This window comes from Streptomyces anthophorae (assembly GCF_049310305.1).
Lineage (GTDB): Bacteria > Actinomycetota > Actinomycetes > Streptomycetales > Streptomycetaceae > Streptomyces.
The window spans coordinates 3,947,302-3,964,241 of record NZ_JBLWQQ010000001.1 but is presented as its reverse complement, the minus strand read 5'-3'; the positions used below and the strand labels follow the sequence as shown (position 1 = coordinate 3,964,241).

The following is a 16,940-nucleotide window of genomic DNA, read 5'->3' as shown; positions in this document are numbered from 1 at the left end:
GGGCCCTAGCCCGCCGTGCGCGGAATCCGCTTCTCCCACGTCCGGTGGAAGACGACCTCGTCGCCGTCGCGGCACACCACCTCGCTCGACGTGAGGAACTCGGTGTCCGTGCAGGTGATCTCGGAGCGGGTCTCGACGCGGGCGTCCCAGCCGAACTCCGGTCGGTGCAGGCGGATCGCCCAGTCGGAGCGGGTGCGCGCCGACAGCGGGTCGTCCTCGTTGATGACGTACGTCTCCAGCGCGTCCTCGGTGAACTCCAGGCCGTCCGGGTACAGGCGCGTGCCGCCGTAGCGCGGGTCGACCTCAAGGCGCCATTCGCCCTTGGCCACGTCCCGTACGACGAGGCGCTCGGGCCGCGGCCCCTCAAGGGTCTCCGGGTAGACCACGCCGAGCGGCTCCGACTGCTCGGGGCCTTCGAAGGCGATCTCGCCGCCGGGTTCGGCGCCGCGTACCGGCAGCTCCAGCGCGCTGCCGACCGGGTCGAGCGTGAACCCGGCCTCGGAACCGGCCTGCGGCCAGATCCACGGCCAGTACGCCGAGGAGACCGCGAGCCGGATGCGGTGGCCGGCCGGGAAGGCGTGGCCGATGCCGTTCAGCTCGAAGGTGACGTCCTCGGTCGTGTCCGGGGTCCACGGCACGTTCTCGGAACGGCCGTGCCGGGAGGACAGGTTGAGGACGCCCCGCGTCACGAGCGTCGAGGAGCCGTCGGGGGCCACGTCGCACAGCCGCGCCACGACCTGCCCGCGCTCCACCGGACACGTGAGGCGCAGCGTCACGCTCGGTCTGCCGAGCACTCGCACCTCGTCCGGCACCTCGAACTCGAAGCACGCCGACTTCGCGTCCTCCTCGCGCTGGTCGGGCGGCAGGTCGGCATCGTTCCCGAACGGGAAGAAGCGGCCCGCGTCGAGGCCCGTGTGCTGCGGGGAACGCACGATCTGGGGCGGGCCCTGGAGCGCGTACGAGACGGGAGCGACGTTCGGCGACGGCCACGACGAGTCGCCGACCCAGCGGCCGGGCAGCTCCGGGTACACGGTCGCCGGCGGGTGCGAGTCGCTGATCCAGGAGCGCAGCTTCGGCTTCGCCATGACGCCGGTGTCGTCGCCCTTCAGCCAGTGGTCCCACCAGCGCAGGGTCTCCTGGAGGAAGCCGATGGCCGGGCCCGGCGGCAGGCCGCGGTCCGGGTACTGGTGCGACCAGGGGCCGATGATGCCGCGCATCTGCTCGTCCGGGAGGTGCTCGGCGAGCCGCAGCACCGTGTCCCGGTACGGGTCGTGCCAGCCGCCGACCGCGAGCACGCCCGCCTTGATCGCGGAGTAGTCCTCGCAGACGCTGCCGTGCCGCCAGTAGTCGTCGCGGGTCTGGTGGTCGAGCCACGTGTGGATGAACGGGTCGACGGCCTCCAGGCGCTCCGTCCACATGTCCTTCCAGCCGTCGCCCACGAACTGCGGGTCCGGCGGCCGGGACACGAACGCGAGCATCGTCGCCGCCCACGCGTGCATGTCCACGGCGAGCACGGAGCCGCCCATGTAGTGCACGTCGTTGTCGTAGCGGTCGTCCGCCGAGCAGACCGTCACGATCGCCTTCAGCGGCTCGGGCGCGAGGGCCGCGATCTGGAGAGAGTTGAAGCCGCCCCAGGAGATGCCGAACATGCCGACCTTGCCGGACGACCAGGGCTGCGCGGCGAGCCAGTTCACGACCTCGACGCCGTCGGCGAGCTCCTGCGCGTCGTACTCGTCGCCGGGCATGCCCTCGGAGTTGCCGTGGCCGCGCACGTCGACGCGCACGGAGGCGTAGCCGTGGCCCGCGTACCAGGGGTGGCGCTGCCAGTCGCGCGGCGCCGTCCAGTCGGAGAGCCGGTAGGGGAGGTATTCGAGGAGCACCGGCACCGGTTCCTCGGTCACCGGGCGCCATACGCGGGCGAAGAGCGTCGTCCCGTCGGACAGGGGTACGCGGATGTCCTCGCGGACCGTTCCGAAGGGGAACTCGGTCCGGATGGTGGGAGTCGTCGTCATGGGAGAACCTCAGTGAACGGGGTGCATGGTGCGGCGCAGCCAGGGCGCCAGGGCGATCACGGCGATACCGACCGCGACCGCGATGGCGCCGTTGACGCCGAAGTAGGCGGGGTTCGAGACCTCGCCGTAGAGCTTGACGACCTGGGCCTGGATCCCGTTCGCGAGTGCGAGGGACAGGAACCACAGAGCCATGGTCTGGCTGGCGAAGGCCTGCGGGGCGAGCTTGGTCGTCGCGGACATGCCGGACGTCTCCACGAGGATGTCGCCGAGGCCGAGCAGCAGGTACGAGCCGACGATCCACCAGACCGCCATCTTGTACGTGTCGTCGCTGTGCCCGGACGTCGGCAGCACCATCAGGAGGAACGACAGGCCGCCGAGGACCACGCCGATCGCGATCTTGTTGGAGGCGTGCGGCTGGCGCGGGCCCATGCGCGCCCAGACGGCGGCCACGACGGGCGCGAGCGCCACCTCGAAGGCGCCGAGCGCGGAGGCGTACCAGCCGGCCGGGAAGTCGAAGCCGAGGATGGTCGTCTCGGCGTTCGTCGAGGCCAGCAGGATCATCGTCGAGTACGCCTGGAACAGGATGAAGTTGAAGGCGACCGAGGCGATGAAGAGCACCAGGTAGGGCTTGAGCCGGCCGCGCTCCTCGGCCGTGACCCGGGGGCTCTTGAACATCACCACGAAGTACACGACCGGCGCGATCACCGAGATGTACGTGAGGAGGTCGACGAAGCGGCCCATGGTCAGCCACCCGGCCAGTGCCAGGGCGACCGCGACGGCGGCCACCACGACGGCGCCCACGATCATCAGCCGCACCGCCCGGCGCATCCCCTCGGGCGGCAGCGCGTACTCGGCGGCGTCCGTGCGCCCGGCCAGGTGACGGCGCCCGGCGACGTACTGGATCAGGCCGAACGTCATGCCGATGGCGGCGGCGGAGAAGCCCCAGTGCCAGCCCTTGTGGTCGCCGAGCCAGCCGGTGATCAGCGGTCCGGCGAAGGCGCCGATGTTGATGCCCATGTAGTAGAGCGCGAAGCCGGCGTCGCGGCGTTCGTCGGTGGTCCGGTACAGCTTGCCGACCATCGAGGCGACATTCGGCTTGAGCAGTCCGGTACCGGCGCTGATCAGGCCGAGCCCGACCCACGTCATCGTGGGCGTCGGCACCGCCATCGAGTAATGTCCGCAGGCGATGAGGATGCCGCCCCACAGGACGGCGCGGTACGAGCCGAGGATCCGGTCGGCGAGCCAGCCGCCCCCGACCGAGACGAGGTAGACGAGCGTGCCGTACGCCGCCGAGACCGAGGCCGCGTTGCCGGGGTCCATGCCCATGCCGCCGTGCGCGACGGTGTCGGCGAAGTACAGGACGAGGATCGCCTGCATGCCCAGGAACGAGAAGCGTTCCCAGACCTCCAGGCCGGACAGCGTGAGCAGCCCCCTCGGCTGGCCGAAGAAGGCCGTGTCGTCGCCGGGCGGCGGGGCGCTGTCCGTGTCGTGCTCGGTGTGGGACAAAGTGCGTACTCCAGGTCGTCTGTGCTGATCAAGAACATACCGGTGGTGTCTCGAAGCCGCCTGGTCCAGGGTGTTCGGGCGGGCGCCACCTGTGATCGAAACGCGACCGGATACGCTGACTTGAGTGATGGCAGCGACACATCGACAAACCGTGTCATCGACCGAATGATCGACCGAGTTCGCCATGTGATCGTCAGCAGACAGGAGACCCACTCGTGACCGTCGTCGGGACTTTCGGTCTTAGCGTGCGGGACCAGGCTCTCGAAGCCGATGTCCAGGCCGGATTGACGGCTGTCGAGGAGGGACTGCTCGAAGCCACCAAGAGCGAGGTTCCCTTCATCACGGAGGCCGCCCAGCACCTGGTGCGGGCCGGTGGAAAGCGGTTCAGGCCGCTGCTCGTGACCCTCGCGGCCCAGTTCGGCGACCCGTACGCGCCGGGCATCGTGCCCTCAGCCGTCGTCGTCGAGCTGACGCATCTCGCGACGCTCTACCACGACGACGTGATGGACGAGGCGGACGTGCGGCGCGGGGTGCCGAGCGCCAACCAGCGCTGGGGCAACTCGGTGGCCGTGCTCACCGGCGACTTCCTGTTCGCCCGTGCCTCGCACATCCTGGCCGACCTCGGTCCGGACGCCGTCCGGATCCAGGCGGAGGCGTTCGAGCGGCTCGTGACCGGGCAGATCCTGGAGACGGCGGGTCCTGCCGACGGGCGCGACCCGGTCGACCACTACCTCGACGTGCTGAGCGGCAAGACCGGCTCGCTGATCGCCGTGGCCTGCCGCTTCGGCGCGATGATGTCCGGCGCGGACGAGACCGTCGTCGACGTCCTCACCCAGTACGGGGAGCGGCTCGGCGTCGCCTTCCAGCTCGCCGACGACGTCCTGGACATCGCCTCCGACTCGCACGAGTCCGGGAAGACGCCCGGCACCGATCTGCGCGAGGGCATCGCCACGCTGCCGGTCCTGCGGCTGCGCGAGCGGGCCGAGCGGCTCGGTCTCGCGGAGGACAAGGAGCTGGTCGAGCTCCTGGACTCGGACCTCGGGGACGACGAGCGGCTCGCCGAGGCGGTCGCGCGGCTGCGGGCGCATCCTGCGTTGGAGCAGGCTCGGCGGGACACGGTTCGCTTCGCGGAGGAGGCGAGGGCGGCGTTGGTGCCCCTGGTGGAGTGCGAGGCGAAGGCCGCGTTGGTGGAGCTGTGTGACGCGGTGGTGCACCGGGCGGGTTGACCGTCCGCCGGTTGCGGGGCTCTGCCCCGGACCCCGCGCCTCAATCGCCGGCGGGGCTTGAAAGATCGGGGCGCTGCCCCGGGCCCCGCGCCTCAATCGCCGGCGGGGCTTGAAAGGTCGGGGCTCTGCCCCGGGCCCCGCGCCTCAATCGCCGGCGGGGCTTGAAAGATCGGGGCGCTGCCCCGGGCCCCGCACCTCAATCGTCGGCGGGGCTTGAATTTGGCTGAGCTTGTGACGTAGGTCACCTTTGCGTGTTGAGTGCTGCCCCGAACCCGTCCGTACCCACCCCCGAAGGCCGACGCAGGGGGCGTCGGCCCGGTAGGGGGAGAACTGAACATGGGGACATTGGGCACACGCATGATCGCGGTCGCGGCCGTCGTCGGCGCCGCGGGCGTCACCGGGATCGCCGCGCCGCAGGCCTTCGCCGCGCAGCCGGGGGCCACCGGGACCGTCCTCGCCACCAGCCTCAACGGGGCCAACGAGGTGGCCGGTGGGGACAAGGACGGCGCCGCCCTGGAGTTCGTCCGGGTCAGGGGCGACCAGGTGTCCGTCGCCGTGAAGTGGCGGGGTGTCGGGAAGCCGACCGCCCTGCACCTGCACGAGGGCGCCAAGGGTGCGAACGGCGGCGTACGGGTCGACTTCACCAAGGTGCTCGGCGGCGCGAAGGGCCACCGTGCCACCGGCTCCGTCACCGTCAAGGACGCCGCGCTGCTGGACCGGCTCACCACCGACCCCGGAGCGTTCTACGCCAATCTGCACACGGCCGCCTTCCCCGACGGAGCCGTCCGCGGACAGCTCCACCGGGTCACCGAGCCGACCGACTTCGGCCGCGCCCTCGACAACTTCCAGGCGTCCGTCGTGCGCGGCCGGCAGATCTACGAGTGCAAGGTGGACCCCGCCACCGGCAAGGCCGCCTTCGCGCAGCGCGATGTCAGCGCCGTGCTCGCGGGGCACATCCGGCACTCGTTCACCGCGCCCAACTCCGGCGTGCCGCAGTGGGTGGCACCCGACGGCAGCGCCGTGACCGGGGCGGTCGTCTCCCGTACGCCGAACGGGGCGGACAATATCGCCGAACTGGACCTCAAGGCCACCCGGTCAGGCAAGCCGCGCGGGCTGCTCGCGGACACCGTCGAGATCCTGCGCCTCAACACCGTGGGCGGAGTGGCCCCTTCGGGAAGCTGTGACCCCGGGGCCGTCGTGGGCGTGCCCTACAGGGCGGACTACGTGTTCGTGAACGGCTGAGCGCACCCGTCCGCGTACCGCGATCGGCGGCGTCGCCCCCTACGGGTCGGGGGCGACGCCGCCGTGGTGTGTCATCCCGTAGGTGTACGCGGAGTTGATCCCGGGGTCTGACGCTTCCTTGTGGCCGGTTTGGTCAGATTGGGTACACCACTCCAGACCAATCCGGGTGAGAATGGCGGCTCGGGGTGGACGCAGACTGGACGAGTGCACAGGACGGTAAGCCGCCGCCGATCACGGAGGTAGGGCAAGAAGATGGCACCGTACGCATCCGAAGACAGCGAGAGCGGTACGCGCCGCCGCAAGGCCGTGCGATACGCGGTCCCCGTCGCCGTGGTGGGGGTGGCCGCGGCGACCATCGGGCTCGTTCCGGCGCTCGCCAGCTCGGGCGACCCGGACCTTCCCGACATCACCGCGCGACAGCTCATCGAGAAGATCGCGAAGTCCGACACCGAGCAGCTCTCCGGCACCGTGAAGATCTCGACGGACCTGGGCCTGCCCTCGGTCGGCGGCGCCGCGGGCGGCGGGCTCATGAGGGGCGGGGAGCAGGAGGGCGGCAAGTCCTCGGCCGACCCGCAGTCGAAGCTGACCGAGCTGGCCACCGGCTCGCACACGCTGCGCGTCGCGGCGGACGGCCCGGACAGGCAGAAGCTGTCGGTCCTCGACGACACGTCCGAGTACAGCGTGATCCACAACGGCGACGACGTGTGGGCCTACGACAGCAAGTCCGACGAGGCGTACCACGCCCGGCACAAGCAGGGCGCGGGCTCCGGCGAGCACGCGAAGAAGGCCCCGAAGGGCGTTCCGGCCACGCCGAAGGAGCTGACGGACGAGATCCTCAAGGCCGGCGGCGACACCACGTCGTTCTCGGTCGACGGCACCTCGCAGGTCGCGGGCCGGGACGCGTACCGGCTTCAGATCAAGCCGAAGCAGTCCGGTTCGACGGTCGGCGCGATCACCGTGTCCGTGGACGCGAAGACCGGTACGCCGCTCAAGTTCAGCCTGACCCCGGCGGGCGGCGGCGCTGCCGTCGTCGACGCGGGCTTCACCAAGGTCGACTTCGCGAAGCCGGCGGCCTCCACCTTCGACTTCAAGCCGTCGAAGGGCACGAAGGTCACCGAGGCCGACGAGCTGAAGAAGGCGCCGCGGCACGAGGGCGCCGCCAAGCCCGAGGCGCTGAAGGCCGGCGGTCTCGACGACCTGAACGTCATCGGCAAGGGCTGGACCTCGGTCGCCGAGCTGAAGCTGCCGAAGGAGGCCGCGGGCCTTGCGGCGGGCAAGGGCTCGGCCGAGATGCCGCCCGACGCGCAGAAGTTCCTGAACTCCCTGGGCGACCGGGTGAAGGGCGAGTTCGGCTCCGGCACCGTCTACTCGACCCGCCTCGTGAACGTACTGGTCACCGAGGACGGGAAGGCGTACGCAGGTGCGGTCACCAAGGACGCGCTGGTGAAGGCGGCGAACGCGGGCTGAGTCAGCGGTGGTTCACGGTGAGGGGGTGGTGCGCACCACCCCCTCACCCGTATGCGTAGGAGGGGCATGGAGGAGCAGCCGGTCATCGAGACGCGGGAGCTCAGCAAGCGGTACCGGGGCGGACAACTGGCCGTCGACGGGCTCAGTCTGAGCGTCCCGCGCGGCGCCGTCTTCGGCTTCCTCGGGCCGAACGGCTCCGGAAAGACCACCACCATCCGGATGCTGATGGGCCTGATCGAGCCGAGCTCGGGGTCCGCCCGGGTGCTCGGCCACTCCATGCCGCGCGCGGTGCGGACCGTGCTGCCGCAGGTCGGCGCGCTGATCGAGGGGCCCGCCCTGTACGGCTTCCTGTCCGGCAGGGACAACCTGCTGCGCTACGACGCCGCCGACCCGACCGCCGACCCGCGCACCCGCAAGGAGCGGGTCGGGCAGGCGCTCGACCGGGTGGGCCTGACGGCCGCGGCGGGCAAGAAGGCGAAGGCGTACTCGCTCGGCATGAAGCAGCGGCTCGGCCTGGCCGCCGCCCTGCTCACGCCGCGCCGCCTGCTCGTCCTCGACGAGCCGACGAACGGACTCGACCCGCAGGGCATGCGCGAGATCAGAACCCTGGTCCGTGAACTGGCCTCCGACGGCACCACCGTTTTCCTCTCCTCGCACCTCCTCGACGAGATCGAGCAGGTCTGCACGCACGCGGCGGTGATGGCGAAGGGCCGCCTCCTCACCCAGGGTCCTGTCGCCGAACTGGCCGCGGGTGTGCGCGGAAAGCTCGCCGTCACCACCCCGGACCCGGCCGACGCCGCCCGCGTCCTCAAGGAGCACGGGCTGACCGTCCTCGGCACGGAGGAGGAGCGGGTCACGGCCGAACCACCGCCACCCGACACGGACCTGGCGGATCTCAACACGGCACTGGTCACTGCGGGCGTGCGCGTGCGCGGCTTCGGCGTCGAGCGGGCCTCGCTGGAGGACGCGTTCGTCGCGCTGACAGGGGAGGGCTTCGATGTCGCGGGCTGAGACGACGCGGACTGAGACGACGCGGACTGAGACGACGCGGGCCGAGACGGTGCGGGCGCCGAGGCCGAACCCCCTGTGGACGCTCGGCCTGCTGCGCAGCGAGCTGACCGTGACCCTGCGCCGCTGGCGCACCCTCGCGCTGCTCGCGGTCCTCGCCGGTGTGCCGGTCCTGATCGGCGTCGCCGTGAAGATCGAGACGAACGGGGACGGGGCGGCAGGCGGGGGCGGCGGTCCCGCGTTCATCGCGCAGATCACGAACAACGGCCTGTTCCTGGTGTTCACGGCGCTCGCCGCGACGCTCCCGTTCTTCCTGCCCATGTCGGTCGGCGTCGTCGCGGGCGACGCGGTGGCCGGGGAGGCGAGCGCGGGGACGCTGCGCTATCTGCTGGTCGCTCCCGCGGGCCGGACCCGCCTGCTGCTGACCAAGTACGCGACCGTGCTCGCCTTCTGCCTGCTCGCGACGCTGGTGGTGGCGGTCTCGGCGCTCCTCACCGGGGCGCTGCTGTTCCCGCTGGGCGACGTGGTCACCATCTCCGGCACCCGGATCGGCTTCGGCGAGGGGCTGTGGCGGGCGTTCCTGATCGCGCTCGTGGTCGCCGCGTCCCTGGTCGGCATCGCCGCCGTCGGCCTTTTCATCTCGACGCTGACCGGCAGCGGCATCGCGGCGATGGCGACGACCGTGGGCCTCCTGATCACCGTCCAGATCCTCGACCAGATCCCGCAGCTGCACGCGATCCAGCCGTATCTGTTCTCCCATCAGTGGCTGTCCTTCGCCGACCTGATGCGGGCGCCGGTGTACTGGGACGACGTGGTCGAGAACCTCGGACTTCAGGCCCTGTACGCGGCGGTGTTCGGCTCCGCCGCGTGGGCGCGGTTCACGGCGAAGGACATCACCGCGTGAAGCCCGCCGGGGCCTCGGCCCGGCCCTCGGCGGCGCCGGCGACCCGGGTCGGGCGGTCGCCGCGGCGGGGACGGGCGAGCAGGAAGCCGACGGGGGCGCTCACCAGGACCGAGGAGTAGAACGGCCAGTAGCTCCAGTCCAGGTCGGGGAAGACCGCGTACGGGTTTCCCGAGACCGAGGGGGAGAAGAAGGTGGCGATCAGGATCGCCGCCGTGCTCCCGTAGACGCAGCGCTTCATGGCCGCCGCGGACATGGGGCGGTCGCTGCGCAGCGAGTGGATCACGAGCGGGAGGACCGACGAGGTCGTCACCGTGTAGGACAGGACCAGCCAGAACATCGGGCTGACGTCGGGAGTCAGGGCGGCGAGCAGAATGCTCACCCCGCCGACGATGCTCATGGTGAGGCGGGCGCGGCCCGCGCTGACGCTCGTCGTGCCGTCGGCCTTGAGGCCTTGCGGCTTGGCCACCGCGCCGCCGGCGCCGAGGTCGCGGACGACGGAGGCGGCCGTGGACAGCAGGAGGACGGAGGCGGCCGCGAGGACCGTCAGGAAGGTGGTGCAGAGCCCGAACAGCAGCCACTTGCCGAGCCCGTCCTCCCCGCCGTCCAGGGCGATGGCGAGGCGGGTGATGATGTTTCCGCCGAACTGCCCCTGGGACACGAGGTCCTTCTGGGGCACGAGGGCCGCCGCGCCGAAGCCGATGAGGGCCGCCATGGCGCACAGCGGGGCGATGACGGCGAAGCCCACGCCCGCGACGCGGCGGGCGGCGCGCGGATGCGGAGCGTCGGTGAAGCGCGCGATGAGGTAGGGCATGAAGGCCGCGCCCGTCAGTACGCAGGAGCAGAACGCGGCGAGGTCGATGAAGCCGATGGGGCCGTTGCCGAAGAGCTGGCCCATCTCCAGGAAGCCGGCCGATCCGGTCCGGTGCCGGTCGGCGGCGTGCACGAGCGCGCCGAAGTCCCCGCCGAACCTGATCACGACCAGGAGGCCGAGGATCGGGGCGATGAGCATCAGGCCGCCGATCTTGACGAGTTGCAGCACGGTCGCGCCCCGGGTGGCGCCGATCGCCGCGCAGGCGACGATCAGGGCGCCCATCAGCACGATGAGGATCTGCCGGGTCGCGAGGTCGTCGATGCCGACCATCCGGGCCGTGTCGCCGATGGGCTGCAACTGGGCGGTGATCAGCGGCACCGTCGCGGTGAGCAGGGCGACTCCGGCGGCGCGGCGGCCGGGCCCCGGGGGCAGATGACGGGTGACGGTCTCGCCGAACGACCGTCCGCCGACGCCCGCGAGGCGCTTCGCCAGCCACTGCCGCATCAGGAGCGGCGACAGGGCGGCGCACGTGGCGACGGCGATCCCGTCCCCGCCGGCCACGGCCACGACCCCGACGAGGAACATGACCGCGGCGGCGTTCGCGATGTCACCGGCGTAGGCGAGCCCGATCAAGCGGGCCCCGAGCCGGTTCCTCTCGCCGACGCGGAAGAACTCGTCGCCGACGCGGAGGTCGGGGCTTGCCCACATCGACAAGAACAGGCAGGCGCCGATGAAGAGCAGGAACAGCAGCAGGGAGACGGTGAGTCCGTCGTTGAGGGCCCCCATCAGGCACCGGCCCCGTGGTCCGGGCGCGGTCCGGCGCAGGCGCCCAGGAGGCGTCCGTAGGTCAAGGCTCCTCCAGGAGCAGAACGTGTGGCAAGGCGCGGGCGGGACGCGACATCGGCATCGACCACCCGGCGGGTCGCACACAGGTTACCGAGGGTTAGGAGGAGCGCTGAGACTCGAACAGGGGGGATTCGGCGAAGAGTTGGTGACCGGCCGCGCGCCGGGTCGGAGGAGTCGGCGACCCGGGCGCGCGCCGGGTCACTGGAGGCAGAACTCGTTCCCCTCGGGGTCGGCCATCAGCAGCCACTCGCCGCCCTGCGCCTTGACCTCGTTCAGTACGCGCGCGCCGAGGCCGGTGAGCCGCTCCGCCTCGGCGGCCCGCTGCCCGGACTCGGCGTGCACGTCGATGTGCAGCCGGTTCTTGCCGCTCTTCGCCTCGGGCACCCGCTGGAACAGGATCCGGCGGCCGAGCCCGGTGCCGGTGTCCGCGTCCACCGGGTCGTCCGGGTGGCGCACCGCGACCAGGTCGCGGAAGGACCGCCGGCCCCAGCGGGACACGGTCTCCGCCTCGCTCACCGCGCCGAAACCCAGGAGCCGCTCGATCAGCGCGGCGTTGTCCTCGATCTCGTAGCCGAGCGTGGCTCCCCAGAACTCGGCCTGCGCGTGCGGGTCGGCGGCGTCCACGACGAGCTTCCAGTGCAGTGTCATGGACCAGTTATAGGTCGAACCTCGTCCGTGTGTGTGGAATTCGTGAATTGGGAGGCGACCTCGGCCTCGGCCCTGGCGAGCCGGGCCCGGTTGATCCGCGCGGTGCGCAGCGCGTCCCAGGTCAGCAGGATCAGCGCCAGCCAGACCAGCGCGAACCCGGCCCACCGCTCCGGCGGCATCGCCTCGTGGAAGTACCAGATCCCCAGCAGGAACTGGAACACGGGCGCCAGGTACTGGAGCAGTCCCAGGGTCGACAGCGGGACGCGGATCGCCGCCGCCCCGAAGCAGACCAGCGGGATCGCCGTGATCAGCCCGGCCGACGCGAGCAGCACACCGTGCCCGACGCCCTCCGTCTCGAACGTCGACCGGCCCTGCGCCCCGAGCCACACCAGATAGGCGAGCGCGGGCAGGAACTGCACGGCGGTCTCGGCGGCGAGCGATTCGAGCCCGCTCAGGTTCACCTTCTTCTTCACGAGCCCGTACGTGCCGAACGAGAACGCGAGCACGAGCGAGATCCACGGCGGCTGCCCGTACCCGACGGCGAGCACGAGGACGGCGGCGAGGCCGGTGCCGACGGCCGCCCACTGCGCGGGCCGCAGCCGCTCCTTCAGGAGCAGCACGCCGAGCGCGATCGAGACGAGCGGGTTGATGAAGTAGCCGAGCGAGGCCTCGACGACATGGCCGGAGTTCACCGACCAGATGTAGACGCCCCAGTTGACGGTGATGACGGCCGCGGCGACGGTGACGAGCCCGAGCCGCTTCGGCTGCCGCAGCAGTTCCTTCGCCCAGCCCCATCTCCGTACGAAGAGCAGGGCGATGCCCACGACGGCCAGCGACCACACCATCCGGTGGGCCAGGATCTCCACCGACCCGGCGGGCTTGAGCAGCGGCCAGAACAGCGGGACGAGGCCCCACATCCCGTACGCCGCGAATCCGTTGAGGAGGCCGATGCGCCCCTCGTTCTTCCCCTGACCCCGCAGCCCCGGCTCCGCCCCGGCCCTGTCCCGCATGACCCCTCCTCGTAACGCACGGCAGCCCGGCGGCGGCCACCACGAAGGTAGCGCCGCCGGGCCCTGTCCGTCATGCCCGTATCGCCATACGGTCCTGACGGCCTTGCCGGTGCGCGGCGAGGGTGATCGGCCTTGGCCTCAGCCTCAGCCGACGACGGTCCAGGTGTCGCCCCCGGCGAGCAGCGCGCCGAGGTCGCCCTTGCCGTCTCGTTCGATCGCGGCGTCGAGCTGGTCGCTCATCTGCACGTCGTAGACCGGGCGCTCGACGTCGCGCAGGACGCCGATGGGGGTGTGGTGCAGGGTGTCGGGGTCGGCGAGCCGGGAGAGCGCGAAGGCCGTGGTCGGGGACGCCGCGTGGGCGTCGTGGACCAGGATGTCCGCCTTGTTGTCCTCCGTGACCGGCACGATCCTCAGGTCGCCGGTGGCCGCGTCGCGCACGACGCCCTTCGAGGCGTCGGCGCCGAAGGTGATCGGCTGCCCGTGTTCGAGCCGGATCACCGCCTCCTCGGCCTGCTGCTTGTCCTTGAGGACCTCGAAGGCGCCGTCGTTGAAGATGTTGCAGTTCTGGTAGATCTCGACGAGCGCCGTGCCCTGGTGGTCGGCGGCCGCCCGGAGCACCGACGTGAGGTGCTTGCGGTCGGAGTCGACGGTGCGGGCCACGAAGGAGGCCTCCGCGCCGATGGCGAGCGACACCGGGTTGAAGGGCGCGTCGAGCGAGCCCATAGGCGTCGACTTGGTGATCTTGCCGACCTCGGAGGTCGGGGAGTACTGGCCCTTGGTGAGCCCGTAGATCCGGTTGTTGAACAGCAGGATCTTCAGGTTCACATTGCGCCGCAGCGCGTGGATGAGGTGGTTGCCGCCGATGGACAGCGCGTCGCCGTCACCGGTCACGACCCACACGCTCAAGTCCCGCCTGGAGGAGGCGAGTCCGGTGGCGATGGCCGGGGCGCGGCCGTGGATGGAGTGCATCCCGTACGTGTTCATGTAGTACGGGAAGCGGGACGAGCAGCCGATCCCGGAGACGAAGACGATGTTCTCCTTCGCCAGGCCGAGCTCGGGCATGAAGCCCTGCACGGCGGCGAGGACCGCGTAGTCGCCGCAGCCGGGGCACCAGCGCACTTCCTGATCGGACTTGAAGTCCTTCATGGACTGCTTGGCCTCGGCCTTGGGGACCAGCGACAGAAGCGTCTCCGCGCCGTCCCCGGTCTCCCCGGCGGTCTCTTCCGCGGCCCGGCCGCCGGCCTCCCGGGACTCCCTGGTCTGCGTATCAGCCATCGATGGCCTCCTTGAGAGCGGTGGCGAGCTGCTCAGCCTTGAACGGCATTCCGTTGACCTGGTTGTAGCTGTGCGCGTCCACCAGGTACTTCGCCCGTACGAGTGTGGCGAGCTGACCGAGGTTCATCTCGGGGATCACCACCTTGTCGTAACGCTTCAGGACCTCACCCAGATTCCGCGGGAACGGGTTGAGGTGGCGCAGATGGGCCTGCGCGATGTGCTCACCGGCGGTGCGCAGTCGGCGCACCGCGGCCGTGATCGGTCCGTACGTCGAACCCCAGCCGAGGACGAGCGTGCGGGCCTCGCCGGTGGCGTCGTCGACCTCGATGTCGGGCACCTCGATGCCGTCGATCTTCGCCTGCCGGGTACGGACCATGAAGTCGTGATTGGCCGGGTCGTACGAGATGTTGCCCGTGCCGTCCTGCTTCTCGATGCCGCCGATGCGGTGTTCGAGGCCCGGTGTGCCGGGGATCGCCCAGGGGCGCGCGAGGGTCTGGGGGTCGCGCTTGTACGGCCAGAAGACCTCGGCGCCGTCCTCGGCGGTGTGGTTCGGGCCCGAGGCGAACTGGACGCGCAGGTCCGGGAGTTCGTCGACCTCCGGGATGCGCCACGGCTCCGAGCCGTTGGCCAGGTAGCCGTCCGAGAGCAGCATCACCGGGGTGCGGTAGGTGACCGCGATCCGGGCCGCCTCGATCGCCGCGTCGAAGCAGTCGGCGGGGGTGCGGGGCGCGACGACCGGCACCGGGGCCTCGCCGTTGCGCCCGAACATGGCCTGGAGCAGGTCCGCCTGCTCGGTCTTGGTCGGCAGTCCGGTCGAGGGGCCGCCGCGCTGGATGTCGATGACGAGCAGCGGCAGTTCGAGGCTCACGGCGAGGCCGATGGTCTCGGACTTGAGCGCGACGCCGGGGCCACTCGTCGTGGTGACACCCAGGGAGCCGCCGAACGCCGCGCCGAGCGCGGCGCCGATCCCGGCGATCTCGTCCTCGGCCTGGAAGGTGCGCACGCCGAAGTTCTTGTGCTTGCTGAGCTCGTGCAGGATGTCGCTCGCCGGCGTGATCGGGTACGAGCCCAGGTAGAGGGGGAGATCCGCCTGCTTCGATGCGGCGATCAGCCCGTAGGACAGGGCCAGGTTCCCGGAGATGTTGCGGTACGTGCCGGTGGGGAAGGCCGTGGCGGCGGGGGCGACCTCGTAGGAGACCGCGAAGTCCTCGGTCGTCTCGCCGAAGTTCCAGCCCGCGTGGAAGGCCGCGAGGTTCGCCTTCATGATCTCGGGCTTCTTGGCGAACTTGGCCTTGAGGAACTTCTCCGTGCCCTCGGTCGGCCGGTGGTACATCCACGACAGCAGGCCCAGCGCGAACATGTTCTTGGAGCGCCCCGCGTCCTTGCGCGAGAGCTCGAACTCCTTCAGCGCCTCGACGGTCAGGGTCGTCAGCGGCACGGGGTGCACGTGATACCCGTCGAGCGAACCGTCCTCGAGCGGGCTGGTGTCGTAGCCGACCTTCTGCATCGCCCGCTTGGTGAACTCATCGGTGTTGACGATGACTTCGGCGCCGCGCGGCACGTCCCCGATGTTCGCCTTCAACGCCGCCGGGTTCATCGCCACCAGCACGTTCGGCGCGTCGCCGGGCGTGAGGATGTCGTGGTCGGCGAAGTGCAACTGGAAGGAGGACACGCCCGGCAGCGTCCCTGCGGGGGCGCGGATCTCGGCCGGGAAGTTCGGCAGTGTGGAGAGATCGTTGCCGAACGACGCGGTCTCCGAGGTGAAGCGGTCCCCCGTGAGTTGCATGCCGTCACCGGAGTCACCCGCGAACCGGATGATCACCCGGTCCACGCGCCGTACGTCCTTGCTCGATTGTCCCGCCGACGTTCGCTGCCCGCCGACGACAGCGCTGTCGGTCCCGTCGGCCTGCTCGGTGGTGCTACTGACCTGGCTGGTCACTGAACTGGACCTCCCTCGAGGCGGCTGTGCGGGCACGGCCGTCCCACCGGCCATCCCAAGGCCCACCCTACGTCTGTAAGGGTCGCCTTCCTGAGGCGATTCGCATGGTGGACCGCCAAATGAGACGGCGGGTCGCCCCGATTTGTACGGTGATTCCCCTGTGTTTGTGGAGGACGCGCCCGGTCGGTCGGTGGTTCTTCGATGGTCGGTCGTCGGTGGTTCTTCGGTGGTCCTTCGCAGGTTCTTGGGTGGTCTTCGGCGGGTGCCGAGGCTCGCAGTATCTGACAGGGTGTCAGGTAATCAGGAGTTCAGATAGGTCAGCACCGCCAGTACGCGGCGGTGATCCCCGTCACTCTGGGACAGGCCCAGCTTCAGGAAGATGTTGCTGACGTGCTTCTCGACCGCGCCGTCGCTCACCACGAGCTGCCGGGCGATCGCCGAGTTCGTACGCCCCTCCGCCATCAGACCGAGCACCTCGCGCTCGCGCGGCGTGAGGTTCGCCAGCACGTCCTGCTTGCGGCTGCGCCCGAGCAGCTGCGCGACCACCTCGGGGTCGAGCGCCGTGCCGCCCTCGGCGACCCGCACCACCGCGTCCACGAACTCCCGCACCTCGGCGACCCGGTCCTTGAGCAGGTATCCGACGCCACGGCTCGACCCGGCCAGCAGTTCCGTCGCGTACTGCTCCTCCACGTACTGCGAAAGGACCAGCACCCCGAGGTCGGGGAACCGGGCCCGCAGCCGCACCGCCGCGCGCACACCCTCGTCGGTGTGCGTGGGCGGCATCCGGACGTCCGCGACGACCACGTCCGGCAGCTGCTCCTGCGCCCCCAGCTCGATGATGGTCTTGACCAGCGCTTCCCCGTCGCCGACCCCCGCGACGACCTCGTGCCCGCGGTCCGTGAGCAACCGGGTCAGGCCCTCCCTGAGCAGCACTGAATCCTCGGCGATGACGACCCGCACCTTGTCCTCCACGTTCTTAGGCCCCCCAGCGCACGAACGCCCCGACGCGGTGCGCGCCGGGATCGATCGATCCTGATGCCTCCAGC

The 16,940-nt window shown here is 70.7% G+C and carries 13 protein-coding genes; 5 read left to right on the top strand and 8 right to left on the bottom strand.

All coding sequences use genetic code 11. From position 1 onward, the window contains the following. Positions 1 to 5 precede the first annotated feature (5 nt). Entirely contained in the window at positions 6 to 2,012 is a 2,007-nt protein-coding gene (locus ACNYS0_RS17750; RefSeq protein WP_422474791.1) for a CocE/NonD family hydrolase, read from the bottom strand. Positions 2,013 to 2,021: 9 nt separating this feature from the next. After that, positions 2,022 to 3,518 carry a peptide MFS transporter gene (locus tag ACNYS0_RS17745; RefSeq protein WP_422474789.1) on the bottom strand — a complete coding sequence of 499 codons (1,497 nt, stop codon included), beginning with the start codon at positions 3,516 to 3,518 and terminating at the stop codon, positions 2,022 to 2,024. Positions 3,519 to 3,733: 215 nt separating this feature from the next. On the opposite strand from ACNYS0_RS17745, the gene ACNYS0_RS17740 reads away from it, so the two are divergent. From ACNYS0_RS17740 to ACNYS0_RS17720, 5 genes are all read left to right on the top strand, one after another. Next, a complete protein-coding gene (locus ACNYS0_RS17740; RefSeq protein WP_422474787.1) occupies positions 3,734 to 4,744 on the top strand; it encodes a polyprenyl synthetase family protein in 1,011 nt (336 codons plus the stop codon). Between the two features lie 336 nt (positions 4,745 to 5,080). After that, on the top strand, positions 5,081 to 5,986 hold the full coding sequence (locus ACNYS0_RS17735; RefSeq protein WP_422474785.1) for a CHRD domain-containing protein: 906 nt from the start codon (positions 5,081 to 5,083) through the stop codon (positions 5,984 to 5,986). A 252-nt stretch (positions 5,987 to 6,238) separates the two neighbouring features. Further along, the gene (locus ACNYS0_RS17730) at positions 6,239 to 7,453 is read left to right on the top strand and encodes a LolA family protein (protein ID WP_422474783.1); all 1,215 of its coding nucleotides are present in this window, start codon (positions 6,239 to 6,241) and stop codon (positions 7,451 to 7,453) included. 66 nt (positions 7,454 to 7,519) lie between these two features. Next, on the top strand, positions 7,520 to 8,464 hold the full coding sequence (locus ACNYS0_RS17725; RefSeq protein ID WP_422474781.1) for an ABC transporter ATP-binding protein: 945 nt from the start codon (positions 7,520 to 7,522) through the stop codon (positions 8,462 to 8,464). Beyond that, positions 8,451 to 9,365, top strand: a complete 915-nt coding sequence (locus ACNYS0_RS17720; protein WP_422474779.1) for an ABC transporter permease — start codon at positions 8,451 to 8,453, stop codon at positions 9,363 to 9,365. Before ACNYS0_RS17725 ends, ACNYS0_RS17720 begins: the two co-directional genes overlap by 14 nt. Here ACNYS0_RS17720 and ACNYS0_RS17715 read toward each other — a convergent pair. The 6 genes from ACNYS0_RS17715 to ACNYS0_RS17690 form a co-directional block, all read right to left on the bottom strand. Beyond that, on the bottom strand, positions 9,355 to 10,962 hold the full coding sequence (locus ACNYS0_RS17715) for an SLC5/6 family protein (RefSeq protein WP_422474777.1): 1,608 nt from the start codon (positions 10,960 to 10,962) through the stop codon (positions 9,355 to 9,357). The genes ACNYS0_RS17720 and ACNYS0_RS17715 overlap by 11 nt on opposite strands. 258 nt (positions 10,963 to 11,220) lie before the next feature. Beyond that, the gene (locus ACNYS0_RS17710) at positions 11,221 to 11,670 is read right to left on the bottom strand and encodes a VOC family protein (protein ID WP_422474775.1); all 450 of its coding nucleotides are present in this window, start codon (positions 11,668 to 11,670) and stop codon (positions 11,221 to 11,223) included. Continuing rightward, the gene (gene rarD / locus ACNYS0_RS17705) at positions 11,667 to 12,680 is read right to left on the bottom strand and encodes an EamA family transporter RarD (RefSeq protein ID WP_422474773.1); all 1,014 of its coding nucleotides are present in this window, start codon (positions 12,678 to 12,680) and stop codon (positions 11,667 to 11,669) included. The genes ACNYS0_RS17710 and rarD overlap by 4 nt, the downstream gene beginning before the upstream one ends. A 144-nt stretch (positions 12,681 to 12,824) precedes the next feature. After that, positions 12,825 to 13,955, bottom strand: a complete 1,131-nt coding sequence (locus ACNYS0_RS17700; RefSeq protein WP_422474771.1) for a 2-oxoacid:ferredoxin oxidoreductase subunit beta — start codon at positions 13,953 to 13,955, stop codon at positions 12,825 to 12,827. Next, positions 13,948 to 15,894 carry a 2-oxoacid:acceptor oxidoreductase subunit alpha gene (locus ACNYS0_RS17695; RefSeq protein ID WP_422474769.1) on the bottom strand — a complete coding sequence of 649 codons (1,947 nt, stop codon included), beginning with the start codon at positions 15,892 to 15,894 and terminating at the stop codon, positions 13,948 to 13,950. The genes ACNYS0_RS17700 and ACNYS0_RS17695 overlap by 8 nt, the downstream gene beginning before the upstream one ends. Positions 15,895 to 16,194: 300 nt before the next feature. Continuing rightward, complete coding sequence (locus ACNYS0_RS17690) at positions 16,195 to 16,854, bottom strand: LuxR C-terminal-related transcriptional regulator (protein ID WP_399228060.1); 660 nt, start codon at positions 16,852 to 16,854, stop codon at positions 16,195 to 16,197. Positions 16,855 to 16,940 lie beyond the last annotated feature (86 nt).

What these genes read in the sequence shown, in the direction of transcription:
- ACNYS0_RS17750 (WP_422474791.1), bottom strand. Translation starts at nt 2,012, where the DNA reads ATGACGACGACTCCCACCATCCGGACCGAGTTCCCCTTCGGAACGGTC.
- ACNYS0_RS17735 (WP_422474785.1), top strand. Translation starts at nt 5,081, where the DNA reads ATGGGGACATTGGGCACACGCATGATCGCGGTCGCGGCCGTCGTCGGC.
- ACNYS0_RS17730 (WP_422474783.1), top strand. Translation starts at nt 6,239, where the DNA reads ATGGCACCGTACGCATCCGAAGACAGCGAGAGCGGTACGCGCCGCCGC.
- ACNYS0_RS17725 (WP_422474781.1), top strand. Translation starts at nt 7,520, where the DNA reads ATGGAGGAGCAGCCGGTCATCGAGACGCGGGAGCTCAGCAAGCGGTAC.
- ACNYS0_RS17720 (WP_422474779.1), top strand. Translation starts at nt 8,451, where the DNA reads ATGTCGCGGGCTGAGACGACGCGGACTGAGACGACGCGGACTGAGACG.
- ACNYS0_RS17715 (WP_422474777.1), bottom strand. Translation starts at nt 10,962, where the DNA reads ATGGGGGCCCTCAACGACGGACTCACCGTCTCCCTGCTGCTGTTCCTG.
- ACNYS0_RS17710 (WP_422474775.1), bottom strand. Translation starts at nt 11,670, where the DNA reads ATGACACTGCACTGGAAGCTCGTCGTGGACGCCGCCGACCCGCACGCG.
- rarD (WP_422474773.1), bottom strand. Translation starts at nt 12,680, where the DNA reads ATGCGGGACAGGGCCGGGGCGGAGCCGGGGCTGCGGGGTCAGGGGAAG.
- ACNYS0_RS17700 (WP_422474771.1), bottom strand. Translation starts at nt 13,955, where the DNA reads ATGGCTGATACGCAGACCAGGGAGTCCCGGGAGGCCGGCGGCCGGGCC.